A 26,152-nucleotide genomic window follows, 5' to 3' on the forward strand; every position below is an offset into this window, starting at 1 on the left:
GATAAGGGATGAAAACGATTCTGGTAGTGCTGGACGGCCTGAGCTTTGAAGTGGCTCAGCATGCGATGGGTTACCTGCATGCCGAGTGCGCGCAGGGGAAGGGGCAGCTTTACCAGATGACCTGCGAGCTTCCTTCGCTTTCCCGTCCGCTGTATGAATGCATTCTCACTGGCGTTACGCCGGTGAGAAGCGGCATTATCCACAATGAGGTCACTCGTCTGAGCACAGAGCGCAGTATTTTTCACTATGCGCGCGATGCCGGGCTGACCACGGCGGCGGCGGCCTACCATTGGGTGAGCGAACTCTATAATCGCTCGCCCTGGCAGCCCGCCCGCGATCGCCATACTGAGGATGCCTTGCTGCCCATCCAGTATGGCCATTTTTATTACGATGACGGCTATCCCGATTCGCACCTGTTTGAGGATGCGGAGAGCCTGCGTCTGCGCTTTGATCCCGATTTCCTGCTGATCCATCCCATGAATATTGATGATGCCGGCCATAAGTTCGGTCTCTCCACGCCGCAGTACCGCAACCGCGCCCGCATGGCGGATGGCTATCTGTCGCGCTGGATGCCTGGCTGGCTGGCCGAAGGCTATCAGGTGGTGGTGACGGCCGATCATGGCATGAACGATGACCGCAGCCATGGCGGCATGCTGCCGGAGGAGACGCAGGTGCCGCTGTTCGTATTCGGCAGCGCTTTTTCTTTGCAAAACGATGCGGCTCCTCTGCAAACGGAGCTGTGCGGCACGCTGTGTGACATCCTTGGTGTGGATCACGACAAGTCTGTCTGCCCTGAACTGTTGAGTGTGCAGGAGAACGCATCATGAAAGGCAGGGGGATAGCGCTGCTTTGCCTGCTTCCTTTTGCGCTCTTCTACCTCGCCTTTCAGATTGCGCCACTGGTATGGATCGCCATTAATAGCTTCTACAGCGAGATGAATGAAGCGTGGGGATGGAGCAACTACAGCGATATCTTCACCTCTACTTTTTATCAGCAGGCGATCCGTTTCTCGCTGGATATCTCCTTCTGGTCGAGCTTTTATGGCCTGATCATCGCGCTGGTGGGCGGTTATTCGCTACACCAGCTCGGGAGCGGCAAGCTGCACCGCTTCTTTATGTCCTTCACCAATATGACCAGCAATTTTGCTGGCGTCCCGCTGGCGTTCGCCTTTGTTATCCTGCTTGGGCTGAACGGCTGCCTGACCCTGCTGATGCGTAAATATGGCCTGATGGAAGGGTTCAAGCTTTACTCCACCCAGGGGCTGATTGTGGTGTATACCTGGTTTCAGATCCCGCTGGGGCTGCTGCTGCTCTATCCGGCGTTCGACGGGCTGAAGAAGGAGTGGGAGGAGTCAGCGGCCCTGCTTGGTGCCAGCCGGTTGCGCTTCTGGCTGCATATCGGTCTGCCCATCCTTACCCCGGCGCTGTTAGGCACCTTTGTGATCCTGCTGGCGAATGCCCTGGGCGCTTACGCCACAATCTATGCGCTGACCACGGGAAACTTCAATGTTATCCCGGTGCGTATTGCCGCGCTGGTCTCGGGCGATATCTCACTTGATCCCCATATGGGCAGCGCGCTGGCGATGGTGCTGGTGGTGTTGATGTCAGTGATTACTGCTGTTCATCAGTGGCTGGTGCGCCGCAGCTATCAGCATGCGCGCTAACGGAGAGCCTCAATGTCGCGAACGGAATTTATCTATCATCGGGTGATTGTCTGGCTGGTATTTTTGATCCTTGCCTTGCCGCTGGTCGCCACGTTGCTCTATGCGCTGGCTACCGGTTGGGGCGCCACCATTGTGCCTGATGGCTTTACCCTGAAATGGTTTATCCAGCTCTGGGGCGATCCGCGCTTTTTGGTGGCGCTGTGGCACTCGCTGCTGATCTGCTTTGGCGCGCTCTTCTTCTCGCTGGTATTGGTGCTGCCAACGATGTTTGTGATCGCTTACTACTTCCCTAAACTCGATGCGGTGATGAACGTGCTGATCCTGATGCCCTTTGCCGTGCCGCCGGTTGTCTCTTCAGTGGGGTTACTCCAACTCTATTCAGAGCCGCCGCTGATGCTGACCGGCACGCCGTGGATCCTGATTGGCTGCTACTTTACCATTGCGCTGCCGTTTATCTACCGCGCCATCTCCAACAATATGCAGGCGATCAACATGCGCGAGCTGATTGATGCGGCGCATCTGCTGGGGGCCAGCACGTGGCAGGCGGCCCTGCTGGTCGTGCTGCCAAACCTGCGCAAAGGGGCGCTGATTGCGGTGCTGCTCTCGTTCTCGTTTTTAATCGGTGAGTTTGTGTTTGCTAACATGCTGGTGGGCACCAGCTATGAAACGCTACAGGTTTATCTCTATAACGTGCGCAATGCCAGTGGTCACTTCAGCAGCGCGCTGGTTATCTCCTATTTCTTTGTTGTCCTGCTGGTGACCTGGCTGGCAAATGCCCTGAACCGCGAGCGAGGCTGAAAATGAGTTATTTAAGCGTCACCCAACTGAACAAAAGCTACGGCCCAACGTCGATTTTTCAGGAGATTAATTTTACCGCCAGCGAAGGCGAATTCGTCACGCTGCTCGGCCCCAGCGGCTGCGGGAAATCGACCCTGTTGCGCTGCCTGGCGGGGCTGACGTCAGTCGACAGTGGGCAAATTCTGTTACAGGGCCAGGACATTGTGCCGCTGACACCGCAGAAACGCTCGATAGGCATGGTGTTCCAGAGCTATGCGCTGTTCCCGAACATGAGCGTTGAGCGCAACGTGGCCTTTGGGCTGAAAATGCAGAAGCTGCCCGCTGCAGATATTCAGCGCCGGGTGGGAGAAGTCCTGGAGCTGGTAGAGCTGAACGACTATGCGAAGCGCTATCCACATCAGCTTTCTGGCGGGCAGTGTCAGCGCGTGGCGCTGGCCCGTTCGCTGGTGACGCAGCCGCGTCTGCTGTTACTGGATGAGCCGCTCTCGGCGCTTGATGCCCGTATTCGCCGCCATCTGCGCGACCAGATCCGTCGCATTCAGAAAGAGCTGAACCTCACCACCCTGTTTGTCACCCACGATCAGGAAGAGGCGCTGACGCTGTCTGACCGCATCGTGCTGATGAATAAAGGGAAAATTGTACAAAACGGCAATGCCGAGTCCCTCTATACTCAACCGGTAGACCTCTTCGCCGCCGGGTTTATCGGCAATTATAACCTGTTGAGTGCTGAGCAGGCTGCGCGGCTCACAGGGGAGACCTTCAGCGGTCAGGTAGCGCTTCGTCCTGAATCTGTGGCTTTCTGCCCGCCGGAACAGGGCATACCAGCTGAAATTCTCAGCCACAGCCTGCTGGGCAACGTTATCCGTTACCGGGTAAAGGCGCAAGACGTTGAGCTGATGGTGGATGTGCTGAACCGTTCTGTGGAAGATTTGCACCCGGCGGGTTACCGGGTGGGGCTGCATCTGGACAAAATGACGCTGCGGGAAGTCGCATAACGATACAGATATCATGCTGATTAAAAAGATTTTTTCAGCTAACCGACTAAACTTAATAGCGTAGGCAGAACGGGTCCCCCGTTCCGTACGTATCAGGTTAAGAAGTTGGAGGTCTATATCGGTGTTAACCCTGCTTAATTTGCTCTCTGCCGTCGCGCTGCTGGTCTGGGGTACACACATAGTACGTACCGGCATCATGCGCGTTTACGGCGCTGATTTACGTCGCGTGCTCAGCAAGAGTGTGGAAAAGAAACCGATGGCGTTTGTGGCTGGCATTGGCGTTACCGCGCTGGTGCAGAGCAGCAACGCCACCACGCTGCTGGTCACTTCATTTGTGGCGCAGGAGCTGGTTGGTCTGACGCCCGCGCTGGTGATTATCCTCGGCGCAGACGTCGGTACGGCGATCATGGCGCGGATACTGACGTTCGATCTCTCCTGGCTCTCTCCGCTGTTTATCCTGTTTGGCGTGGTGTTTTTCCTTGGCCGTAAGCAAACGCGAGCCGGACAGCTTGGCCGCGCCAGCATCGGCCTGGGGCTGATACTGCTTGCCCTGCAACTGATTGTGGCTGCGGCTACTCCTATCACCCAGGCGTCTGGCGTAAAAGTTATCTTCTCCTCGCTTACCGGCGATGTGATGCTGGATGCGCTGCTCGGTGCCGTTTTTGCCATTATCAGCTATTCCAGCCTCGCGGCGGTGCTGATTACCGCTACGCTCACGGCGACTGGCGTTATCTCGTTTAAAGTGGCGTTATGTCTGGTGATTGGCGCCAACCTGGGCAGCGGGCTGCTGGCGATGCTGAACAATAGCACGTCGAATGCCGCCGGAAAACGGGTGGCGCTGGGCAGTTTACTCTTTAAATTTATCGGCTCGCTGATGGTGCTGCCGTTTGTCGATCCCCTGGCCGATCAGCTGCAAAAGTTGCCGGTCAACGACGAAGAACTGGTGATTTTTTTCCACGTCTTTTACAACCTGATCCGCTGCCTGATTATGGTGCCGTTCGCCGATCCGATGGCCAGGCTCTGCACGCGGTTAATCGGTGATGAGAAGGAGTCCGAGCTGCGTCTGAAACCCCGCCATCTGGACAAAAGTGCGCTGGACACGCCTGCATTAGCCCTTGCCAACGCCTCAAGAGAGACGCTACGTATGGGCGATGTGCTGGAGCAGATGCTGGCCACCTTCAGCAAAGTGGTGCATGGCGAGCTTCGGGAAGAGCGCGAGATCCGCAAGCTGGACGACGACGTTGATGTGCTCTACACCGCCATCAAACTCTATCTGGCGCAGATGCCGAAAGAGGATCTGCCTGAAGAAGATTCCCAACGCTGGGCGGAAATCATCGAAATGGCGCTGAATCTGGAAATGGCGGGCGATATTCTGGAAAGGATGAGCGGCGACGTGGCCGATAAATCGCTGACGGCGCGGCGGGCATTTTCCGTCGAAGGCCTGGGCGAACTGGACGCATTAATTGAGCAACTGGCCGGAAACCTGCGTCTTGGCCTGTCGGTGTTTTTATCAAGAGATATCACCAGCGCCAGGCGCCTGCGCCGGGCCAAGCATCGCTTTCGCATCACTAACCGCCGTTACTCCCATAAGCATGTGGACCGCCTGCACCAGCAAAACGTGCAGAGTATTGAAACCAGCTCGCTGCATCTGGGGTTGCTGGGCGATATGAAGCGTCTGAATTCACTGTTCTGCGCGGTGGCCTACAGCGTGCTTGAACAGCCTGATGATGCGCGGGATGAGGAATAAGCGTCCCGGCGGGAGAAGATCCGCCGGGAAAGCTGCGCCGTTTGCGTGCCCGTAAAGAGCACGCCTGCGCTTCAGGGCGTTATTTTTTCTTAATCGGTTTGCCTGACCAGTAGCCTGCCAGCAGCGAGCCAGAGAGGTTGTGCCAGACAGAGAAGAGCGCGCCGGGCAACGCCGCCAGCGGCGAGAAGTAGAGCTTGCCCAGCGTGGCGGCCAGACCGGAGTTCTGCATCCCCACTTCCAGCGCCAGCGTGCGGCAGGTGGACTCATCAAAGCCAAACAGCTTGCCGCCCCAGTAGCCGCCCAACAGACCGATGGCGTTATGCAGCATCACCGCCACAATCACCATCAGACCCACCGAGCCGATAAAGCTCTGGCTACCTGCCACCACCGCGCTGATGATCAGCAAAATGCAGACCATAGAGAATGCAGGCAGATAAGGCTCCACGCGCCTGACCAGGCTGTTCATGGTGTGATGAATAACCAAACCAATGCTGATAGGCACCACTACGATCTTCACAATGCTGAGCAGCATACCGACCACGTCCACCTGAATATGGGTATCCACATAGAGTTTGGTCAGCAACGGCGTGGCAAACACGCCCACCAGGGCAGAGACCGATGAGATAGTAACGGAGAGCGCGACGTCACCCTTAGCCAGATAGATCATGACGTTAGACGCGGTGCCGCTGGCAACGCTGCCCACCAGAATCATGCCCGCCGACAAATCGGGCGGCATATGAAACAGCTTAGCCAGACCCCATGCCGCCAGCGGCATCACCAGATAATGCAGGAAGGTACCGGCAATGACCGGTGCCGGGCGCGTCAGCACCCGTTTGAAATCGTTGATGTTTAGCGTGACGCCCATCCCGAACATAATCAGCATCAGCAGGTAAGTGACCCACGGGCCAATGCCAAGAAAGGTGGTGGGTGAGTAGTAGGCGGCAACAGAGAGCAGAACTGCCCATAACGGGAACAGCCGGGTAATAGTGGCGAACATAGCCAGACTTCCTTTTTTCGGGGTTGTGTTTGTTTTTTGCAGGTTTTGCCATCAGACAGATCACTGTTTCCGGAACGAGGAAAAAGTGAACGCCGAATCATAGCATTAAATAACGGCAGGGGAAGCGTGGGCCAGAGACGCTGGCCCACGGCGGGTAGTGATTACTCTTTATGTGCCAGCAGATAACGGTAGAGCAGACCCCCAACGATGCCGCCAACAGCCGGCATCAGCCAGAACATCCACAGCTGCTGAACAGCCCAGCCGCCCTGGAAAATAGCCACGGCCGTACTTCTTGCCGGGTTAACGGAAGTATTGGTGACCGGAATGCTGACCAGATGGATCAGGGTCAGTGCCAGACCGATAGCGATCGGTGCAAAACCCGCCGGTGCACGCTTGTCCGTCGCGCCGTGGATAACGATCAGGAAGAGAGCGGTAAGCACCCCTTCACTCACCATGCCGGAGAGCAGTGAGAAGCCGCCGGGTGAATGCTCACCAAAGCCATTAGAGGCGAAACCGCTGGCCGCCGCATCAAAACCGTTCTGCCCACTGGCGATAACATACAATACGGCTGCGGCGGCGATGCCGCCGAACACCTGGGCCACGATGTAGATCACTATCTGCGAGGCAGGAAAGCGACCGCCAGCCCACAGCCCCAGCGTGACCGCCGGGTTAAAATGCCCGCCGGAGATGTGACCCACGGCGTAAGCCATTGTCAGCACGGTTAAGCCAAAAGCCAGCGCAACGCCGGCAAACCCGATCCCCAGCGCCGGGAATCCTGCTGCCAGCACTGCGCTACCACATCCCCCAAAAACCAGTACAAAAGTACCGAAAAATTCCGCCATAAACTTCCGCATAAAAACCCCTACACTCCTGAATTGATAAGGAACGGGATTATCGTGACGGGACGGGATAATTCAAGTTATGCCCTTTTTATTTAAATCTGAATTGATCTGAACAGGGTTTTTCACCGCAGATGCCCACGTGATTGCAGAAAATTCCTATATTATGCCGGGGTTCGCAACCAGGCGGCAGCGGGCAGGAAATAAAAAAACCGGGCCAGGCCCGGTTTTTTAAATAGCAGACGTACCAGAGGATTATTCGAACAGATTGCGATGCAGCGTTTGTACTACCTGCTCGGCGTCATTGCCCGGCACCAGGAAGCAGAGATTGTAGCTGCTGGCACCGTAGCAAATCAGGCGCAGATTGAACGGGTCCAGCACGCCAAACACCTCTTTGCCCACGCCACACGCCTGTGAAAGCTTATTACCGATAATCGCTACCAGCGCCAGATTCTCTTCCACTTCCACGCGGCAGAGGGAAGAAAGCTCGGTCAGTAGCGCCTGCGTCAGCAGGCTGTCGCCGTTCGACGTTGAGCCCGTGGTATCCAGCGTCAGCGCCACGCTCACTTCAGAGGTGGTGATCAAATCGACCGAGATATTATGGCGCGCCAGAATGTTGAACAATTCCGCCAGGAAACCGTGCGTATGCAGCATGGTCAGGCTGTGCAGCGTCAGCAGCGTCTGCTTGCGGCGCAGAGCCAGCGCGCGGAACAGCGGCGGATTTTGCGTTTGATTACAGACGCGGGTGCCGCCAGCCGCGGGATCTTTGCTGGAGCCGACAAACACCGGAATATCACTACGAACGGCTGGCAGCAGCGTGGCAGGATGCAGAACTTTTGCGCCGAAGGTGGCCATTTCGGCTGCTTCTTCGAACGTAATTTCATCAATGCGTTTCGCTGTGGGTACCACGCGTGGATCGGTGGTGTAGATGCCAGGCACGTCTGTCCAGATATCGATGCGGCTGGCGTGCAGCGCTTCACCCAGCAGGGCAGCCGTGTAATCACTGCCGCCACGGCCTAAGGTAGTGGTACGGCCTTTGGCCTCGCTACCGATAAAGCCTTGCGTCACCACCAGCGCCTGCGCCAGGCGTGGGGCCAGCTGAGCCTGAGCCAGCTCCGCCAGCAGAGCAACATCAGGCTCGGCACGGCCAAAGCGGTCGTTGGTGCGCAACACTTTACGTACGTCAAACCACTCAGACTCAACCTGACGCTGACGCAGGATCTCCACGAAAAGCAGGGTAGAGAGCAGCTCGCCGTGGCTGACCAGTTCGTCGGTCAGGGCGGCAGAGGTCGCCAGCGCAGCGGCTTCAGAAAGCATGGTGATGTTTTCCAGCACGCGATCCACTTCCTCGCGGATCACCTCCGGCTGGGCCAGTTCATCAACAATGGCGTACTGGATACGGCGGATCTCATCAAGCTGATAAGCCCGTTGCTCCTGCTCCTGACCTTCAGACAGCGACACCAGCAGGTTAGTCACGCCCGCAGAGGCAGAAAGAACCACCAGACGGGTATGGGGATCGGCCAGCACCACATCGGCGCTGCGGTTCATGGCTGTAAAATCGGCAACGCTGGTGCCGCCAAATTTGGCCACGATCAAAGATTGGGACATGTGTTGACATACCTCGTGTCTGATTAAATTCCTGGCACAAGGGAAGAGCGAAAACGGGGTAGACGTAGAAAAGGGGATTACTACGAGTCACCCAGAAGCGCCCCACCTTGTCTACCCGTTACGGATGCGGCAGCGGCTTAGGCTGCAGGACCCGTAATCAGGTGTGAATCGTTTTTGACGCACGATCCTGGTGACAACCCAGAGGATTCAGCCCCTGCGGTCGATACGCCCCACGCCGCGTGGATTGTACCTCGGCGTCGCTCCCCCTGATGTGTTTTCTCTGGATTCGGCTCCTCCAACACACTGCCTGGGCGACGCGCCTCTTCTGGCTTGCGCATCAGATGCGCAACTAGCGGGCTACAAATATCGCTTTCTGCTGCCGCTGTCAATCTCTGCCGTCTGAGGAATTTTCATTTTGCACCAGCGCAATCAGGGTGCAGGGCAGGACAGGCGTCTCTTCACCCCGTACCGCGTTCAGTGCGCCCGCTTCGTTTTGCACAAACAACGGGATCACCCCCTGGTTTTTTTCCAGGTACTCCAGCCAGCCAAAGTTTTCGTTAAGACGGGTGGCCTTAATAGTCGCGCCTTTCGACAGCAGGCTGCTGAGCTGGGCATAGGTCTGCTCCTGACCGAACAGCACTTCATGGCGACGAAAACGTGGGCTTTCGCTGTCGCGCTTCACGCGTAGTGCGGCACCGGAGCGGATAGCCGCCACGTTTTTTTCACCAAACATATGGCTGAAGTGATAAACCGCGAGCGCATTCTGATGGCGATTGGGCGACAACGCAAGCACCTGAGCCGTTTCGCTCAGATCAAGGAAGTTCTCTGCATGTTCCGACCAGGCATTGCCATAATAGGCGGGGATCCCCTCCATCCGCGCCAGCCGGTAATATTCCCAACTGCTGTCTGTCACCAGTACCGGGATATCGAGCTTTTGCAGCGAAGCTGCCAGCGTACGCGCCACGCTGTTGGCGCCGATAATCAGCACGCCACGCGGCTCGCGCTGCTGCACCTTCAGCATCCGCGCCAGCACCGAGCTGGTCAGGCTTTGCAGCACTACGGTGCCGATAATCACCGCAAACACCACCGTTACCAGCTTATCCGCGCCGACAAAGCCGGTTTTCTCCAGCGTCAGGGCAAACAGCGAGCTGACCGCTGCGGCAACAATACCGCGAGGCGAAATCCAGCTCAGCATCAGCCTGTCACGCAGCGGCAGTGACGAGCCCCAGGTAGAAACTGCAATGCATAAAGGACGGGCGATAAACTGCACAATCAGCAGCAGCCCGACCAGCGGCCAGCCCATTGCCAGTAGCGCAGCCAGATCCAGCCTTGCCGCCAGAATAATAAACAGGCCGGAAATCAGCAGCGCCGAAAGCTCCTCCTTGAAGGCGATAATTTCGCTGAGATCGACTTCGCGCATATTGGCCAGCCAGATGCCCATCACCGTGACCGTCAGCAGGCCGGACTCATCCGCCAGCGCGTTGGAAAGGCCAAATGCGGTCAGCATCACCGCCAGTACAGCAAAGTTTTGCAGATAACCCGGTAGCCAGACGCGCTTCAGGGCAATGCCCAGCAGCCAGCCAAAAAACACACCCGCGACTAAACCAACCGCTGCCGTTTCACCTAAAGTCCAGAACAGGTGCGTTAACGATTCAGCTTTCTGACGCAGCACAATGAACTCAAACACCAGCAGGGTGAAAATGGCGCCCACGGGATCGATAACGATGCCTTCCCAGCGCAGTACCTGGTTTATCGCCTTATTGGGACGTACTACGCGCATTAGCGGGGCGATAACCGTGGGGCCGGTGACCACGGTAACGGAGCCGACCAGCGCAGCAAGCTCCGGCGGAAAGTCGAGCAGCGCCCAGCAGGCAACGCTGATCGCCAGAAAGGTGATCATCATTCCTACGGTGACCAGGTTACGCACCACGCTTCCCAGACCGCGGATCTCGTCGAAGCGAAGCGTCAGCGCCCCTTCAAAGAGAATGATGGCGACAGAGAGTGAAACAAAAGGAAACAGCAGGCTGCCAAACAGGGCATCCGGTTGCAAAACGTGCCCGATCGGACCCAGGACTATGCCGAAAACCAGCAGCGGCAAAATGGCGGGCAGACGCAGCAACCAGGCCAGCCACTGGGCTACCAGCGAACTTAATCCAATGATAACCAACAGCAGTGGGGCAGAGAACTCCATAAAATTTTTCCTTTCGACAGCAAGAATAGTCATACTGAAACGCTGAGCGGGCAAGCTGACCGCCGCCTGAATTATAAATAGCCCCGGACAAAAAGGTGGGGAAACCTGCTAACGATAGCTGAGGCCTGTTACAGGAAGAGGGAACCCAGGCGGGTACCTCGGGTAACATGGCGTCCGGTCTGATTTACGGTTCTTAAATAAAAAGAGTGTGTTGTTATGAAAAATATCAATCCGACACAAACCGCTGCATGGCAAGCGCTGCAGCAGCATTTCGAAGAGATGAAAGACGTTCAAATTGCTGATTTGTTTGCTAAAGACAGCAATCGCTTCGCGAACTTCTCTGCCACCTTCGACGACCTGATGCTGGTAGACTTCTCTAAAAACCGCATCACCAGCGATACCCTCGCGAAGCTGCAGGATCTGGCGAAAGAGACCGACCTGCAGGGCGCTATCAAGTCGATGTTTTCCGGCGAAAAAATTAACCGTACCGAAGATCGTGCCGTGCTGCACGTTGCCCTGCGCAATCGTAGCAACACGCCGATCGTCGTGGACGGCAAAGATGTGATGCCAGAGGTTAACGCGGTGCTGGAGAAGATGAAATCTTTCTCTGAGCGCATTATCAGCGGCGACTGGAAAGGCTATACCGGTAAACCTATTACCGACGTGGTAAATATCGGTATTGGCGGGTCAGACCTGGGGCCGTTTATGGTGACTGAGGCGCTGCGCCCGTACAAAAATCACCTGAATATGCACTTCGTTTCGAACGTTGACGGCACGCACATCGCGGAAACCGTGAAGGATCTGAATCCTGAAACCACGCTGTTCCTGGTGGCATCAAAAACCTTCACTACTCAGGAAACCATGACCAACGCCCACAGCGCGCGTGACTGGTTCCTGAAAACAGCGGGTGACGAGCAGCACGTGGCGAAACACTTTGCTGCGCTCTCTACCAACGGTAAAGCCGTTGGCGAGTTTGGTATTGATACCAACAATATGTTCGAATTCTGGGACTGGGTTGGCGGACGCTACTCACTATGGTCAGCCATTGGCCTTTCCATCATTCTCTCTGTTGGTTTCGACAACTTTGAGAAGCTGCTGAGCGGCGCGCATGCGATGGACAAGCACTTCTCCACCACGCCAGCCGAACAGAACCTGCCGGTGATCCTGGCGCTGATTGGTATCTGGTATAACAATTTCTTCGGCGCTGAAACCGAAGCGATTCTGCCTTACGATCAGTACATGCACCGCTTTGCCGCCTACTTCCAGCAGGGCAATATGGAGTCGAACGGTAAGTATGTTGACCGTAACGGCGCGCCGGTTACTTACGAAACAGGTCCTATCATCTGGGGCGAGCCGGGCACTAATGGTCAGCATGCGTTTTATCAGCTGATCCACCAGGGCACCAAGCTGATCCCTTGTGACTTTATTGCCCCTGCGGTAACGCACAACAAGCTGGGCGATCATCATGCCAAGCTGCTGTCGAACTTCTTTGCGCAGACCGAAGCGCTGGCGTTCGGTAAATCACGCGATGCGGTAGAGAAAGAGTTTACCGATGCGGGCAAAGACGCCAAATCTGTCGAGCATATTGTGCCGTTCAAGGTGTTTGAAGGTAACCGTCCAACCAACTCCATCCTGCTGCGCGATATCACGCCGTTCAGCCTGGGGGCGCTGATTGCGCTGTATGAGCATAAAATCTTTACTCAGGGCGCGATTCTCAACATCTTCACCTTCGATCAGTGGGGCGTCGAGTTGGGTAAACAGCTGGCAAACCGCATCCTGCCTGAGTTGTCCGGCAGTGAAGAGGTCAGCAGCCATGACAGCTCTACCAACGGCTTAATCAACCGTTACAAGAACTGGCGCGGCTAATCTCTCTTCTGGAGACCCAGGGGCTGGTGCTGATGCACCGGCCCTTTGTTTTATCTGGCACCTCACTTCGCTACAGGCTTTTACTCAGGTAGCGAGTAGCGCCCGCTTAAACGACTGAATATGCGCACGGGCCGCTTCGGCTGCGCGTTGTGTATCCCCTTCTTCCAGCGCCATGATAATCGCGTTGTGCTCCGCAATAACCTCTTCCATATGCGTGACGCTGGAGAGAGTTGTGGCCCAGAAGCGCTGCGCCTGAGCGTGGATCACGCTGAGAATATCGGACAGCCGACGATTACCGGCAATCTCCGCCAGCATCTGGTGAAACTCCCGATCCAGCAACATCATCTGCTCTCTGTCGTGTGCCTTACTGGCTGCGGCGATCCGTTGATTGAGGTCGCGCAGTTGAGCAATATGTGTCGCCATCACCTTCTGGCTGGCGAGCTGCACGCACAACGTTTCGTTGACCAGCCGCACCTCTATTAGCTCCAGCGCATCGTCAATCGACAGAGGGGCCACCATCACGCCTTTACGGGGAATGATTTGCAGAAGCCCCTCGGTGGCCAGCCGGTGGATTGCCTGATTGACCGGCGTGCGGCCTCTCTCCAGATCGTCCATTACCTGCGCGGTATTCAGGTATTCGCCGGGCTTGTAGCGCAACGTAATCAGTCTGTGTCTGAACGCCAGATAGGCCTGATCGTTGAGCGACAGCGTCTTTTCCCTGCCTCCCGGGTTCTCATTTCCAGCAACCGAATCACTCATCACCACATTCCTTTTTTTGCTTATGAGACATATTACACAAAAATCTGGCATGAAAATCGCTAGTTTGAAATGACAGTGAAATTTCACAGTGTTTTTTCAAATGGAGATCGGCATATGCACCTTCAGTTCACCACAGGCGTTGAAACCGCCGCCACGCTGGATGTTGAGGTTAATCATTTCGTCATTGCGGGTTGGGTAGGGCGCGATCGGGATGCAGTGTTGCACCATATCAGGGAGCTGGAGGCGCTTGGCGTGCCCGCTCCGGGTGCAGTGCCGCTGTTTTACCGGGTTGCAACCAACCAGCTCAGTCAGCAAACCCAACTGGAAGTTGTCGGCAATGAAACCTCCGGTGAGGCCGAACCCTTCCTGTTTTTCACCCAGGGAGCCTATTGGGTTTCTCTTATTTCCGATCATACCGATCGCCATCTGGAAACGTTCAGCGTGGCGCTCTCCAAACAGGCCTGTATCAAGCCGGTTGCTGACAGCGCCTGGCGCATGAGTGAGGTAGCTGAACACTGGGATGCGCTTGAACTCACCTCCTGGATCAAAGAGCAGGGCGAGTGGGTTGTTTATCAGCAGGGCACGCTCGCTTCACTGCTGACGCCGCAGGATCTGCTGGCGCGCTATCCCGATGAGCGCAAAACCAGCGAGGGCTTTGCCATGTCCTGCGGCACCCTGAGCGCCATTGGCGGCATCCGTCCCTCCAGCGAGTTTCGTATGGCGCTGCATGACCCGATTCTGGGCCGTACGCTGGAACACCACTATCGTACCGGCGCGTTGCCGGTCGTTGCCTGAGGAGCCGGATGATGACCACACTGTGGCAGGCGAGCCAACAACTTCAGACGGGCGCATCCGCACCGGAGACTTTTACTGATGCCGCATTAAAAGCGGCAAGCGATCCCGACGGCGAAGGCGTGCGGGTCTTTATCCGACGCTATGAGGAGAGGGCAAAAATCCAGGCTCATCAGGCAGGCGTGCGCTGGCAAAACCATGCGGCGCTGAGTCCGATAGATGGGCTGCCGGTCAGCATTAAAGATCTGTTCGACGTTAAAGGCGAAGCGACTACCGCAGGATCGCGTCTGCTGGTGAACGCACCGGCAGCAACGGCTGACGCAAGCGTGGTAACCCAATTAACGCAGGCGGGTGCCGCAATTGTCGGCAAAACCAATATGACCGAGTTCGCCTTCTCGGGACTTGGGATCAATCCGCACTACGGCACGCCAGCCAACCCCTGGCAGCGCGAAGAGAAACGCATCCCCGGTGGCTCCTCCTCTGGAGCGGCAGTAGCGGTTGCCAGCGGTATGTCTCTGGGGGCCGTGGGTACCGATACCGGCGGTTCGGTACGCATTCCCGCCGCGCTGTGCGGACTCACCGGTTTTAAACCTACGGCCAGCCGTATTGATCAGCGCGGAACCCTGCCGCTCTCTGCCTCGCTCGACAGCATAGGGGTGATAGCGTATGACGTCCGCAGCTGCTGGCTGCTTGACAGCGTAATCGCCGCTACGCCGCTGGAGCTTCAGACTTTTGCGCTGAGACAGGCGCAATTTGCCATTCCGCAGACCCGCGTGCTGGACGATATGGATGAGGAGGTCACTCAGGCCTGGCAAAGGGCTATTGCTACGCTGCGCAATGCAGGTGCCACGCTGACCGAGCTGCCGCTACAGGAGCTTGCAGAGCTGAATAGCATGAACGCTCGCGGCGGCATCACTGCCTCTGAAGCCTGGCAGTGGCATCAACGCACTGCCCAGGCGCAGCCGGAGGCTTATGACCCACAGGTGCTGGTGCGGATACAGCGCGGTAGCCTGCTGACGGAGCAGGATGCCGCTGAACTTTATCAGCAGCGTGAAGCCTGGCGACAGCGCATAAACCTTGCGCTGACCGGATTCGATGCGCTGCTGATGCCTACCGTACCGCGCATCGCCCCCACTATTGCCTCGCTGGACGATCCGCAACGTTATATGGAGATCAATGCCCTGATGCTGCGCAACACCAGCGTGATCAACATGCTGGATGGCTGCGCCCTCTCTTTACCCTGTCATCTACCCGGCAACGCGCCGGTTGGCCTGAGCCTTGCTTCCGTACATGGTGATGATGCCCGCTTAATCAGCTGGTCGCTCGCTGTGGAAACTGCCCTTAACTGGAGAGCCTGAACATGACCCATTCCCACGGCATGCTGTTTGTTGCCACCAACATTGGCGCTGAAGACGAAGCGGATTTTAACCAGTGGTATGACCATGAGCACGTTGAGGAGCGCGTCGCTATTCCGGGCTTTCTCAGCGGTACGCGCTATCAGGCTGTGGATGCGGAGCGGAAATACCTTGGCCTCTATGAGACCAACTCTCTGGAGACCTTTACCAGTGCAGATTATCACGCCGCCTTTACGCGCCAGACCGGGTGGTCGGTAACAAACCTGCAAAAGATGGTTAATCCGATGCGCCGCGTCTGCGCAATCAGCCATACGCATGGTAAAGGCACCGGCCAGCACCTTGCGGTGGTGACGTTGAAAGGGGCGGCCGATCCTGCGGTATTAGCTGACTGGCAGCAGAGCGCGAGCCAGACGCCGGGTTATATTTCTTCCCGCCTGCTTACGCCTGATACCCAGCTCAGCTCACCGCTGCCGCGTGAAAATAAAGAGAACCGCCCGATGTTGCCTGTGTTGCTGATTAGCTGCAGCAATGCGCAATGTTGCCAGCAGCTGGCATTAGCCGCCACGGCAGGCTTGCAAGGCGATATTCAACACTATCTCTTCAGCTGGCAGTTAACCAAACAGGAGATGGCTCATGACTGATACTGATTCTACCCTGCATCAGGCGGTGCATGATAAGCGGACCAAATCAAAAACTGGGCGCCTTGCTGCGGCCAGTTCGATCGGCACTGCGCTCGAATGGTATGACTTCACCGTCTATAACATCATGGCCGCGCTGGTGTTCAACCACGTCTTTTTCCCCAGCTTCGATCCGATAGTCGGCACGATTCTGGCGTTCTCCACCTATGCGGTGGGCTACATCTCGCGTCCGCTGGGAGGATTTGTTTTTGGTCACCTCGGCGATGTCGCCGGGCGCAAGGCCGTGCTGATTATTACGCTGGTGATCATGGGCGTGACCACGGCATTAATGGGATTGCTGCCCGGCTATGCCGTCTGGGGAGTCTGGAGTCCAGTCCTGCTGGTGGCGCTGCGATTTGTGCAGGGCATCGCGCTGGGTGGCGAATGGGCGGGTGCCGTTCTGCTCTCCATGGAACATGGTGATGACAATAAACGTGGCCGTAACGCCTCGTTTGCTCAGGTCGGCCCCTCCTGCGGGACGCTGATCGGTACCGGCTTTATTACGCTGGTAACGGTTTTGATGAGCGGCGAACAGTTTCAGGCGTGGGGCTGGCGTATTCCCTTCCTGCTGAGCCTGCTACTGGTAATGTTTGGCCTGTGGCTGCGTCGTGGCGTTGAGGAGACGCCAACATTTGTCGCCATGCAGGCAGCGGAAAAAACTACCCACACCCCGCTGAAAGAGGTGTTTGTACGCTATCCCAAACAGCTGCTGATAGCTGGCGGCTCGCGTATCGGCTCTGACGTCCTCTATGCGCTGGTGGTGGTGTTCACGCTGACCTACGTTACGACGGTACTCCACCTGCCGCGCCCGCTGGCACTGATAGCGACCATGCTTGGCGCCATCGGCAATGCGGTTACCGTACCGATGTTCGGCGCGCTGTCAGATAAATGGGGTCGGCGTCCGGTCTATATTACCGGAGCACTGCTGGCAATCGTCTGGTCCTTCCTCTTCTTTGTGCTGCTCGACAGCACGCAGCCGGTTCTGATTGTGCTGGGAGTGATTGGTGGTTTGCTGATCCACGCCATGATGTACGGCCCACAGGCGGCGTTTGTCACTGAGCAGTTCCCCAGCCATGTGCGCTATGCCGGTTCATCGCTGGCCTATACCCTGGCGGGGATCATCGGCGGTGGGTTTGCGCCGCTGATTATCACTACGCTTTATAAAGAGATGGGCAGCACGCTGTGGGTTTCGCTCTACGTCACTCTGGCGCTAACTGTTACGCTTATCGCGCTCTGGAAAGCAAAAGAAACGGCGCATCGTCCGCTCTGACCCTCAACATTTTGGCGAAGGATTGCCAAAATAGCCGCTTACCGCCAGGGCGGATAAGTGGATGTTACCAGGGTGCCTGGTTCCGATCGAAATAAAATCCTCCAGTCATATCCGCAGAGTTAAGGTCTGCCAGCCAGACGATCCCGGCGGCGGCCTCAGCAACGGTTCTGTAGCCACTATGCCCATTGAAATCTGTGGCTGTGTAACCAGGGTCGACTGCGTTAACGCTGATACCAAACGCCGCAAGTTCTTTGGCGAAGGCAACGGTCACCGCATTAAGGGCAGTTTTCGAGCTGTTGTAACCCATCGCTTCAACCTGAGAATAGGGATGAGCGGGATCGGAAACCCAGCAGAGCGATCCTAAGCCGCTGCTGACCATCACAATTTTAGCACCAGAGGCGGCTTTTAGCAGAGGCAGGAAGGCCTGGGTCATGCGTATTACACCGAACACGTTCGTTTCATAAACACGTTGAATGTCGACGAGACTCTGCGTACCCGGCGTGACAGGCTGGGCGCCGGAAATACCGGCATTGTTGATCAGGACATCCAGTTTTCCCTCTTCTTTGCGCATCAGTTCAGCCGCAGCCTCTACGCTCTCGTTGTCAGTGACATCCAGCAGCAAAAGCCGTGCATCAATACATTGTGCTGCCAGTTCAGAAACCGCTGTTAATCCCCGGTTTTTGTCGCGGCTCCCCACCCATACCCGATAGCCGAGCAAGCCCATCTGACGGGCGGTTTCAAAGCCTATGCTTTTGTTAGCACCCGTAATAACGACATTTTTTATACTCAACTCAGCCTCCTCAGTTAGCCAGAAAGGTAAGGTGGGATCTCTTACCGCTGGCAATGATTACCGTTAAGCCTATTTATAGACTGAGCAGGCGTGTTTGATAATATGCCCGAATACGCATACGCTGATCGCTATGCCGAACAATAGCCTGCCCTCTGACATGAATGATTTGTCGATTTTTCTCGCTGTTTTTGAAGAAAACAGTTTCAGAGCTGCTGCACGGCGACTTGGCCTTTCCCCGTCAACCGTCAGCGAAAGGATCTCAGCCCTGGAACTCAGTCTGGGAGCGCCACTGCTGATCCGCACCACGCGTAGCGTCATGCCAACAGAAGCTGGTCGGGCGCTGGCGTCCCGTATTTTCCCGCTACTCTCTGAAATGAGAGCAGCACTCAACGATGTTGCAAGCTCTCAGCAACATGTACGGGGCGCGCTTAAGCTGAACGTCACCGGCGCGGTAATGACAGATATTCTTCCCCCTTTGCTCGACAGTTTTCTTACGCGTTATCCGCAGGTGAGGGTAGAAATCGTGGTTGAAGATCGGCTTGTAGATGCTATTGCCGCCGGTTGCGATGCAGGGATCCGCTATGGCGAGCACCTGGCAAAGGACACGATAGCTGTTCCTGTAGGCCCCAGGTCACAACGTTTAGCCTTAGCGGCCGCACCTTCTTATCTGGAGAGAAGGGGATGTCCTCTCGCTCCTCGGGAGCTACTCGATCACGACTGCATACGCCTGAAATATTCAAGCGGCGCGCTGGTCACCTGGGAATTTGAGTGTGAAGGAGAGAAGCTGATTGTTGATCCTCCGGGGCGGCTGACCATCGGCGTTAATGGCGTTTCCGCTGCCATCGATCTTGCCCGTCACGGCAAAGGGATTATTGCGACGTTTGAGAACTGGCTACAGCCCTGTTTTCAGAATGGCGATCTTCAACCCGTGTTGCCTGAATGGTGGAGCACTTTTGAAGGACCATGGCTCTATTTTTCCAGCCGATTTACCTCGGCGCCGCTGCGCGCATTTATCGATTTTCTGGCGGAACAGCGTTGACCGACCTTATCCGGGGTCTGGAGCCGCTCATCAGATCCGACTTTATCTGTTTATGGACCTGGTTGACATTATCTGCGGTTCTCTCTGTTACCCGATAGCCGTTGCGCGAGAGACAAACTAAAGCAGCTTACAGCTCTCTAATGCCCCCAAAAATAGATAAAGTCACGCGCGCAGAGGTGAGGATAATCTTAAAAATCGCTGTTTTGCTTTGATTTTCTTAAGGATAAATCTGAAATAAACCAGGGCGGTTTATCGAGGTTATGCTGCCGATCTGTCGCTAATATTTTGAAATTTAAACTCTTTAATGCAATAACTCTCTCTCAGCGCCCTCTCCGGTAATTACGCCTTACTAAAGGACATTATTAGCGTATGACACTAATAATTGGTCCTGACGCAGTTATAAACACTAATATATTGAATTATTTAGTCAAATGTTGCCCTGGATGGGCAAAGCGTGCTTATTTTAGACAAAGAAAAGGGCCGTCGCGACAGCGGGGATCCCCCTGAATTCTGGTCATTTATTGCCTTATACTGGAGCCGCCTGAAAACCTTCAGGTGAGGTATCCATTCATTTAATGAAGGGAAATGTTATGAAAAAAGTCTTATGTGCTGCTGCAGCCATAGTGTACTTAGCCAGTGCTTCAGCCGCGTTTGCTGCGCCTGAAGAAGCTGGCGCTGCCGCCGGTGCTACTGCGGGGACACTCTCCGCCGGAACCACTACTGCGGTAGGTGTGGGTGCGCTTGGCGCACTGGTTGGTGTTGCTCTTGCAGCATCCAGTGGTGGCAACGGTTCAAATACCGGCACCACCACAACCACCACCACCAGCACCACGCGTTAAGTGCGGTAAATTAATCATAACCACACGTTTGTGTGGTTATTTTTTGACATTGTCAGACTTTGCTCAGGGACACACACAGGTGCGCTACCTATCACTGCTGCTTTTCTGCCTGCTTCTCCAGGCCTGTACACAAACACAAAAAGGGCTTGGAGAGACGGTAAAACTCGCCCTGCTCGGGCCGGATGACGTTCAGGTTACCGATCAACAAGTTGAAAATCTGCCTTATGCCAGCATGTACCTGCGCGTGAATAACGGGCAGCGTATTTTTGTGGTGCTGGGCTTTGATGAAAACGGCCAGCAAAAGTGGATCACCCGCGATCAGTCGATGGTGGTCACTCAGCATGGACGCGTGGTGAAAACGCTGGGGCTGGCAGACAACCTGAGTGATGTCACCAATCTGAGCCAGGACCCGCTGTCGAATCCGCTCGAACTGACGGAAGGGGCAGGCTGGACGCGTACCCTGAGCTGGAGTGAAGCAGGTAAATTCCGCGCGGCAACCGCTACCTCCCGCTTTACGCGCCTGAAAGATCAGGTTCTGCTGCTGGCAGGCAACAACGTGGCCTGTCGCGTCTGGCAGGAAGAGGTTGAGCTGCCCGCAGAGGGCAAATCCTGGCGCAACACCTTCTGGATTGATACCACCGCTGGAGAGGTTCGCCAGTCACAGCAGACGCTGGGCGGCGACTATTTCCCTGTTGAAACCACCATCCTGAAGCCTGCGAAATCATGAAAAAAATAACTCTTCTCTTTGCAGGGATCGCTGCCTGCGTCTCGCTGAGCCTGCGTGCGGAAAGTCAGGTAACGGTTTACTCCCAGGGGCAGACGCAGACGGCGACAGTCAGTGATGCACAGAATCTGGCTCAGTTGGTCAGCAGCCCTGCGCTGGCAGGCAAAACCTGGTGGCCCGGTACGGTAATTGCGGAAAAACTGGCGACCGCCGCCGCGGTTCAGCAGCAGCAGCAAGTTATGGCGCGCCTGAAAGCCTGGAGCAATGCCCTGTATGCGGACGGCGACGCCACTCTTGCGGCCGTCGTGGATAACGTGCTGCAACAGGTGGCCGCGGTGAAAGTCACCGGACGGCAATTCACCAATCTTGATCCCGACTGGGTTCGCCTGCGTCCCGGTGCTAACCGGACTCTGGCAGGAGATTACAGCGTCTATACGCTGCAAAAGCCCACCACCATTACCCTGGCAGGCGCGATTGCCGGAAGCGGTAAAACCTCGTGGCTGCCTGGCCGGAGCGTGGTGGATTATCTGCAGGATCATGACAACCTGTCGGGTGCAGAGCGGAACGTTGCGGTGCTGATTGCCCCGAACGGCGAGGCCAGTGAAGTGCCGGTCGCTTACTGGAACCGCCGCCACGTTGAGCCTGAAGCAGGCAGCATTATTTACGTTGGCTTTTCCTCATGGACGCTGCCTGGCGACAGTGAAGACCTTAACCAGCAGATTGTTTCTGTTCTGACGCACCGGATCCCTGACTGATGAAAAAATCTTATCTTCTCAGCCTGTTAGCTATTTCTGTGGCCTGCGCCTGTCAGGCCCAGGCGGCAACCTTTCCCGATCCGGTTGGTCCTTCGCAGTCCGATTTTGGCGGAGTGGGCCTGTTGCAGGTTCCCACCGCGCGGATGGCAAAAGATGGCGAATTCAGCCTGAACTACCGTTATAACGATCAGTATCGCTTCTACTCTTCATCGGTTCAGCTTTTCCCCTGGCTGGAAGCGACCATTCGCTATACGGATGTGAAAACCCGCCGCTACAGCGCCGTGGACAGCTTCAGCGGAAGTCAGAGTTACAAGGACAAAGCGTTCGATCTGAAAGCCCGCCTCTGGCAGGAAGGCTACTGGCTGCCGGAAGTGGCCGTAGGCGCGCGTGATCTGGGTGGTACGGGCCTGTTCGACAGCGAATACCTGGTCGCGACCAAAGCCTGGGGACCGTTTGATTTCACGCTGGGCCTGGGATTTGGTTATCTGGGTAACAGCGGCACGGTGAAAAACCCGTTCTGTGAAGCGGACAGCAGCTACTGCAACCGTTCTGATACCAGCGGGACGGCGGGCTCTGTCAGCGGCAAAGATATGTTTAAAGGCCCTGCGGCGATTTTCGGCGGGGTGGAGTATCAGACCCCCTGGCAGCCGCTTCGCCTGAAGGCAGAATATGAAGGCAATGATTATCAGGATGACTTTGCCGGTCGCCTTGAACAGAAAAGCAAAATTAACGTCGGCGCCATCTATCGCCTTACCGACTGGGCAGACGTGAATGTCAGCTACGAGCGCGGCAACACCTTTATGGCTGGCTTCACGCTGCGTACCAACTTCAACGATCTGCATACGGTTTCGATTGATTCCGCCAAACCCGCTTATAAACCGCAACCGCAGGGTGAGTTCCTTGAGCAGACTGCCGTGGCGAGCCAGCTGACCGATTTGAAATATAACGCCGGGCTGGATGCGCCAAATATTCAGGTGCAGGACCACACTCTGTACGCTTCCGGACGGCAGACAAAGTATCGTAATACCCAGGAAGGGGTGGATCGCGCTAACGTGATCCTGATGAATAACCTGCCAGCCAATATCGACACGCTGAAAGTGACGGAAATTCGCGACCGGATGCCGCAAGTCACCACAGAAACGAAGGTCGCCAGCCTTCGCCAGCAGCTGGAAGGATATCCGCTCGGCAAAGAGCAGACGCTGGATCAAAAGCGTGTTGAGCCGGTCGATCCGGGCCATACCGAGCAGGGTTACTATATTGATGCTGATGATTTCAACTACAGCATTGCGCCGGTTCTGAATCAGTCTGTTGGCGGCCCGGAGAGCTTCTATCTCTACCAGGTTGGCGTGATGGCAAACGCCAATTACTGGTTGACGAAGCACCTGCTGATTGATGGTAGCCTGTTCGGCAATCTGGCAAACAACTACGATAAATTTAATTACAACGGCGCGCCAAACGACTCTTCACTGCCTCGCGTTCGTACGCACATTCGCGACTATGTGGATAACAACGTCTACGTTAATAATCTGCAGGCCAACTACATGCACGCCCTGGGCAACGGCTTCTACGGCCAGCTCTATGGCGGCTATCTGGAAACCATGTACGGTGGCGTAGGGGGCGAAGTGATCTATCGTCCGCTGGACTCTGACTGGGCAGTGGGCATCGATGCCAACTACGTCAAACAGCGTGACTGGGACAACATGATGCAATTTACCGACTACACAGCAAAAGTCGGTAATCTGACAGCCTACTGGCGTCCTTCCTTCTTTAATAACCAGGTGCTGGTGAAAGCCAGCGTGGGTCAGTATCTGGCCGAGGACAAAGGGGCCACCATTGATGTCTCCCGCCAGTTCGACAGCGGTGTGATTGTGGGCGCTTACGCCACCAAAACCAACGTGTCGGCGGAAGAGTACGGCGAAGGAGACTTCACCAAAGGCTTCTACATCTCCATTCCAATGGATCTGTTTACTGCTTCGCCAACGCGTGGCCGTGCGCAGGTAAGCTGGACGCCGTTAACGCGTGATGGCGGGCAGATGCTGGGCCGTAAATACCAGCTGTATGATATGACCAGTGACCGGGATCGCGATTTCCGCTAACCAAACGCGGCGGGTCAAATGGCCTGAATGTGGTTTGCAAAGGGTGCACGTTGTGCACCCTTTTTTATTGGAACTGCCTGCTGCGTCAGCGCCTGTCACGGAGCGCAAAGGCATGTGGAGCCGGGTGGTGCTTATTAAAAGCGCCTGCTTTATCAGCGACTGCTGCGGAAAGCGGGGCGGTGGCTAAGCAAAACTTGTGAACTGGCTCACACTAAAGCATATTGTGCGTATCAGGATTACCCTGACCGATAACCATGATTTAGAGGAAGCACCATGATTACCGCCACGCGTATCGCCTGGTTATTACAGATGTTGCTGAATATTGGGCTGATAGGACTGGCCTGCATTCTGGCCGTTTTTTTAGGCAAGGAGACCATTCATCTCGCCAACGTGTTGCTGAATACCGGCGAACAGACCTCTTCCTATTTATTGATCGATGGAATAGTGATCTATTTCCTCTACTTTGAATTTATCGCCCTGATCGTGAAGTACTTTCAGTCGGGCTATCACTTCCCGCTGCGCTATTTCGTCTATATCGGTATCACGGCCATTATTCGCCTGATCATTGTTGATCATAAAAATCCGCTGGATACGCTCGCCTATTCCGTCGCCATTCTGATTCTGGTGGTGACTCTCTGGCTGGCTAACAGCAATCGCCTGAAGCGCGAATGATTTCCGGCGCGCCCTGAAGGGCGCGCAATGCTCCCGGCAAAAATCGCATTAATTTCCCTTCTCATGCCGTGTTCTCCTTTAACCTCTGCGTTACACTATGGCACCCAATTTTTTGCCCGGAGAAGCCGAATGGCTGAAAACGCGCTGACGCAATTGCGCGCCCTTGAGTGGCTTCCTGCCTCCTCGCCCTTGCTGACCGAGCCGCTGCTGGACTGGTTGATGGAAGAAGATTCCATGACGCAACGTTTTGAACGTCATTGTGAAAAAGTGACGGTGAATATTGTGCGTGAAGGGTTTATTGGGCCAGAGGATGCGGCGCAGGAGGTGGAATTTTTACCTCAGGAATCCCGCTACTGGCTGCGTGAAATTTTGCTGTGTGGCGACGGTGTGCCCTGGCTCGCTGGCCGGACAATCGTCCCTGAATCAACTCTGATCGGGCCAGAGCAGATGTTGCAACAGCTGGGCACCCGCCCGCTGGGACGTTATCTTTTTTCTTCTTCATCGCTGACGCGAGATTTTATCGAGCCGGGCCAGCATACGGAGTTATGGGGACGCCGTTCCCGTCTGCGTCTCTCCGGCAAGCCGCTGTTGCTGACCGAACTGTTTTTACCGCCGGCACCGCTTTATCAGTCGCTGTTGGCTAAAGGGAACCCGTAACGTGGAGAGAACGCTTCCAGTGAGTAAATTCCAGGCCTACAGCCGCCTGATGCGCATCGACAAGCCGATTGGCTCGCTGCTGCTGCTGTGGCCCACTTTTTGGGCGCTGTGGCTGGCGGGCAAAGCGATCCCGCCGCTTAACGTGCTGATTGTGTTTACCCTTGGCGTATTCTTTATGCGCGCCGCTGGCTGCGTGGTTAATGATTTCGCCGATCGTAAAATTGACGGGCATGTTAAGCGCACCCAGGCGCGTCCCTTACCCAGCGGCGCGGTGACCTCCAGAGAGGCAAAACTCTTGTTTGCCGGGCTGGTACTGGTCTCGTTCTGTCTGGTGCTGACCATGAATGCGATGACCATCTGGCTCTCTTTTGGCGGCCTGGCGCTGGCCTGGGTCTATCCGTTTATGAAACGCTATACCCATCTGCCGCAGGTGGTGCTGGGCGCGGCATTTGGCTGGGCTATTCCCATGGGATGGGCAGCAGTAAGCGAAACCGTGCCGCTGGTTTGCTGGCTGCTGTTTGCCGCTAATATTTGCTGGACAGTGGCTTATGACACGCTGTATGCGATGGTGGACAGAGATGACGACTTAAAGATTGGCGTGAAGTCGACAGCGATCCTGTTTGGTCGCTTTGATAAGCTTATCGTGGCGCTTTTACAGCTGACGACGCTGGCACTGATGGCGCTGATTGGCTGGATGATGCAGCTTGGCGGGGCTTTCTACTGGTCAATCCTGCTGGCTGGCGCGCTTTTTATCCATCAGCAGAAGCTGATTTCCGCCCGCGAACGCGATGCCTGCTTTAAAGCCTTTCTGAACAATAATTATGTGGGGCTGGTGCTGTTTATCGGTATTGCGTTGAGTACCTCTCCGCTGGCTGCCTGGCTTTGACTGAGTGATTAAACGGCAGCAAAAGCGGGGCCGCTGAAGGTGACAGTCACAGAATAAGCTTGCCGCCTGGCGTTGAGCGTCCAGTCACAAAAAAGGGTCGATGATTGCTCATCGACCCTTTTTAACAGCGTCAGAAT

24 protein-coding genes and 1 riboswitch are annotated in these 26,152 nt (G+C 55.8%); of the genes, 18 read left to right on the plus strand and 6 right to left on the minus strand.

Translation table 11 applies throughout. The features are described 5' to 3' along the window. The first annotated feature begins 8 nt into the window (after positions 1-8). The 5 genes from SD961_RS00085 (at position 9) to SD961_RS00105 (ending at position 5,203) form a co-directional block, all read left to right on the plus strand. The gene (locus tag SD961_RS00085) at positions 9-827 is read left to right on the plus strand and encodes an alkaline phosphatase family protein (protein ID WP_318788392.1); all 819 of its coding nucleotides are present in this window, start codon (positions 9-11) and stop codon (positions 825-827) included. After that, positions 824-1,663: an ABC transporter permease gene (locus SD961_RS00090; RefSeq protein ID WP_318788393.1), complete on the plus strand. Its 840-nt coding sequence runs from the start codon at positions 824-826 to the stop codon at positions 1,661-1,663. The genes SD961_RS00085 and SD961_RS00090 overlap by 4 nt, the downstream gene beginning before the upstream one ends. A 12-nt stretch (positions 1,664-1,675) precedes the next feature. Next, positions 1,676-2,461 (plus strand): ABC transporter permease, encoded by a 786-nt coding sequence (locus SD961_RS00095; RefSeq protein ID WP_318788394.1) that lies wholly within the window; start codon positions 1,676-1,678, stop codon positions 2,459-2,461. A 2-nt stretch (positions 2,462-2,463) separates the two neighbouring features. Further along, positions 2,464-3,456, plus strand: coding sequence for an ABC transporter ATP-binding protein (locus tag SD961_RS00100; RefSeq protein WP_318788395.1), 993 nt, complete (start codon positions 2,464-2,466; stop codon positions 3,454-3,456). Positions 3,457-3,577: 121 nt separating this feature from the next. Further along, positions 3,578-5,203: a Na/Pi cotransporter family protein gene (locus SD961_RS00105; RefSeq protein WP_318788396.1), complete on the plus strand. Its 1,626-nt coding sequence runs from the start codon at positions 3,578-3,580 to the stop codon at positions 5,201-5,203. 79 nt (positions 5,204-5,282) lie between these two features. On the opposite strand, the gene panS is transcribed toward SD961_RS00105, so the two are convergent. From panS to SD961_RS00125, 4 genes are all read right to left on the minus strand, one after another. Further along, positions 5,283-6,200: a ketopantoate/pantoate/pantothenate transporter PanS gene (gene panS / locus SD961_RS00110; RefSeq protein ID WP_318788397.1), complete on the minus strand. Its 918-nt coding sequence runs from the start codon at positions 6,198-6,200 to the stop codon at positions 5,283-5,285. Positions 6,201-6,361: 161 nt separating this feature from the next. Beyond that, a complete protein-coding gene (aqpZ, locus tag SD961_RS00115; protein WP_318788398.1) occupies positions 6,362-7,054 on the minus strand; it encodes an aquaporin Z in 693 nt (230 codons plus the stop codon). A gap of 240 nt (positions 7,055-7,294) precedes the next feature. After that, positions 7,295-8,647 (minus strand): lysine-sensitive aspartokinase 3, encoded by a 1,353-nt coding sequence (lysC, locus tag SD961_RS00120; RefSeq protein WP_318788399.1) that lies wholly within the window; start codon positions 8,645-8,647, stop codon positions 7,295-7,297. Positions 8,648-8,734: 87 nt separating this feature from the next. Then, positions 8,735-8,980: riboswitch (Lysine riboswitch) on the minus strand. Positions 8,981-9,032: 52 nt separating this feature from the next. After that, positions 9,033-10,838 carry a sodium:proton antiporter gene (locus SD961_RS00125; RefSeq protein WP_318788400.1) on the minus strand — a complete coding sequence of 602 codons (1,806 nt, stop codon included), beginning with the start codon at positions 10,836-10,838 and terminating at the stop codon, positions 9,033-9,035. 216 nt (positions 10,839-11,054) lie between these two features. Between SD961_RS00125 and pgi the strand changes: the two genes are divergently transcribed. After that, on the plus strand, positions 11,055-12,704 hold the full coding sequence (gene pgi, locus SD961_RS00130; protein WP_318788401.1) for a glucose-6-phosphate isomerase: 1,650 nt from the start codon (positions 11,055-11,057) through the stop codon (positions 12,702-12,704). Positions 12,705-12,788: 84 nt separating this feature from the next. Here pgi and SD961_RS00135 read toward each other — a convergent pair whose 3' ends face one another. After that, on the minus strand, positions 12,789-13,463 hold the full coding sequence (locus SD961_RS00135; protein ID WP_318788402.1) for a GntR family transcriptional regulator: 675 nt from the start codon (positions 13,461-13,463) through the stop codon (positions 12,789-12,791). Positions 13,464-13,577: 114 nt separating this feature from the next. On the opposite strand from SD961_RS00135, the gene SD961_RS00140 reads away from it, so the two are divergent. From SD961_RS00140 to SD961_RS00155, 4 genes are read left to right on the plus strand one after another with little or no spacing between them, the layout of a single operon-like run. Continuing rightward, positions 13,578-14,258, plus strand: a complete 681-nt coding sequence (locus SD961_RS00140; RefSeq protein ID WP_318788403.1) for a DUF2848 domain-containing protein — start codon at positions 13,578-13,580, stop codon at positions 14,256-14,258. 11 nt (positions 14,259-14,269) lie between these two features. Beyond that, positions 14,270-15,613: an amidase gene (locus SD961_RS00145; RefSeq protein WP_412916639.1), complete on the plus strand. Its 1,344-nt coding sequence runs from the start codon at positions 14,270-14,272 to the stop codon at positions 15,611-15,613. 2 nt (positions 15,614-15,615) lie between these two features. Then, positions 15,616-16,251 (plus strand): DUF4286 family protein, encoded by a 636-nt coding sequence (locus SD961_RS00150; protein ID WP_318788405.1) that lies wholly within the window; start codon positions 15,616-15,618, stop codon positions 16,249-16,251. Beyond that, complete coding sequence (locus SD961_RS00155) at positions 16,244-17,557, plus strand: MFS transporter (RefSeq protein ID WP_318788406.1); 1,314 nt, start codon at positions 16,244-16,246, stop codon at positions 17,555-17,557. Before SD961_RS00150 ends, SD961_RS00155 begins: the two co-directional genes overlap by 8 nt. 64 nt (positions 17,558-17,621) lie before the next feature. On the opposite strand, the gene SD961_RS00160 is transcribed toward SD961_RS00155, so the two are convergent. Beyond that, positions 17,622-18,347 (minus strand): SDR family oxidoreductase, encoded by a 726-nt coding sequence (locus SD961_RS00160; protein ID WP_318788407.1) that lies wholly within the window; start codon positions 18,345-18,347, stop codon positions 17,622-17,624. Between the two features lie 130 nt (positions 18,348-18,477). On the opposite strand from SD961_RS00160, the gene SD961_RS00165 reads away from it, so the two are divergent. The 8 genes from SD961_RS00165 (at position 18,478) to ubiA (ending at position 26,015) form a co-directional block, all read left to right on the plus strand. After that, on the plus strand, positions 18,478-19,386 hold the full coding sequence (locus tag SD961_RS00165) for a LysR family transcriptional regulator (protein ID WP_318788408.1): 909 nt from the start codon (positions 18,478-18,480) through the stop codon (positions 19,384-19,386). Between the two features lie 590 nt (positions 19,387-19,976). Continuing rightward, a complete protein-coding gene (yjbE, locus tag SD961_RS00170) occupies positions 19,977-20,225 on the plus strand; it encodes an exopolysaccharide production protein YjbE (protein WP_306208686.1) in 249 nt (82 codons plus the stop codon). A gap of 79 nt (positions 20,226-20,304) precedes the next feature. Next, positions 20,305-20,952, plus strand: a complete 648-nt coding sequence (locus SD961_RS00175) for a YjbF family lipoprotein (protein WP_318788409.1) — start codon at positions 20,305-20,307, stop codon at positions 20,950-20,952. Continuing rightward, entirely contained in the window at positions 20,949-21,704 is a 756-nt protein-coding gene (locus SD961_RS00180; protein ID WP_318788410.1) for a capsule biosynthesis GfcC D2 domain-containing protein, read from the plus strand. The genes SD961_RS00175 and SD961_RS00180 overlap by 4 nt, the downstream gene beginning before the upstream one ends. Beyond that, positions 21,704-23,800 (plus strand): YjbH domain-containing protein, encoded by a 2,097-nt coding sequence (locus SD961_RS00185; RefSeq protein ID WP_318788411.1) that lies wholly within the window; start codon positions 21,704-21,706, stop codon positions 23,798-23,800. The genes SD961_RS00180 and SD961_RS00185 overlap by 1 nt, the downstream gene beginning before the upstream one ends. A gap of 273 nt (positions 23,801-24,073) precedes the next feature. Next, entirely contained in the window at positions 24,074-24,472 is a 399-nt protein-coding gene (gene psiE, locus SD961_RS00190; protein WP_318788412.1) for a phosphate-starvation-inducible protein PsiE, read from the plus strand. Between the two features lie 129 nt (positions 24,473-24,601). Continuing rightward, positions 24,602-25,129, plus strand: a complete 528-nt coding sequence (gene ubiC, locus SD961_RS00195) for a chorismate lyase (RefSeq protein WP_318788413.1) — start codon at positions 24,602-24,604, stop codon at positions 25,127-25,129. Between the two features lie 19 nt (positions 25,130-25,148). Next, complete coding sequence (gene ubiA, locus SD961_RS00200; protein ID WP_412916619.1) at positions 25,149-26,015, plus strand: 4-hydroxybenzoate octaprenyltransferase; 867 nt, start codon at positions 25,149-25,151, stop codon at positions 26,013-26,015. Positions 26,016-26,152: the final 137 nt, after the last annotated feature.

Origin of the sequence: Erwinia sp. MMLR14_017, assembly GCF_033657285.1 — a bacterium.
Taxonomy (GTDB): Bacteria; Pseudomonadota; Gammaproteobacteria; order Enterobacterales; family Enterobacteriaceae; genus Erwinia.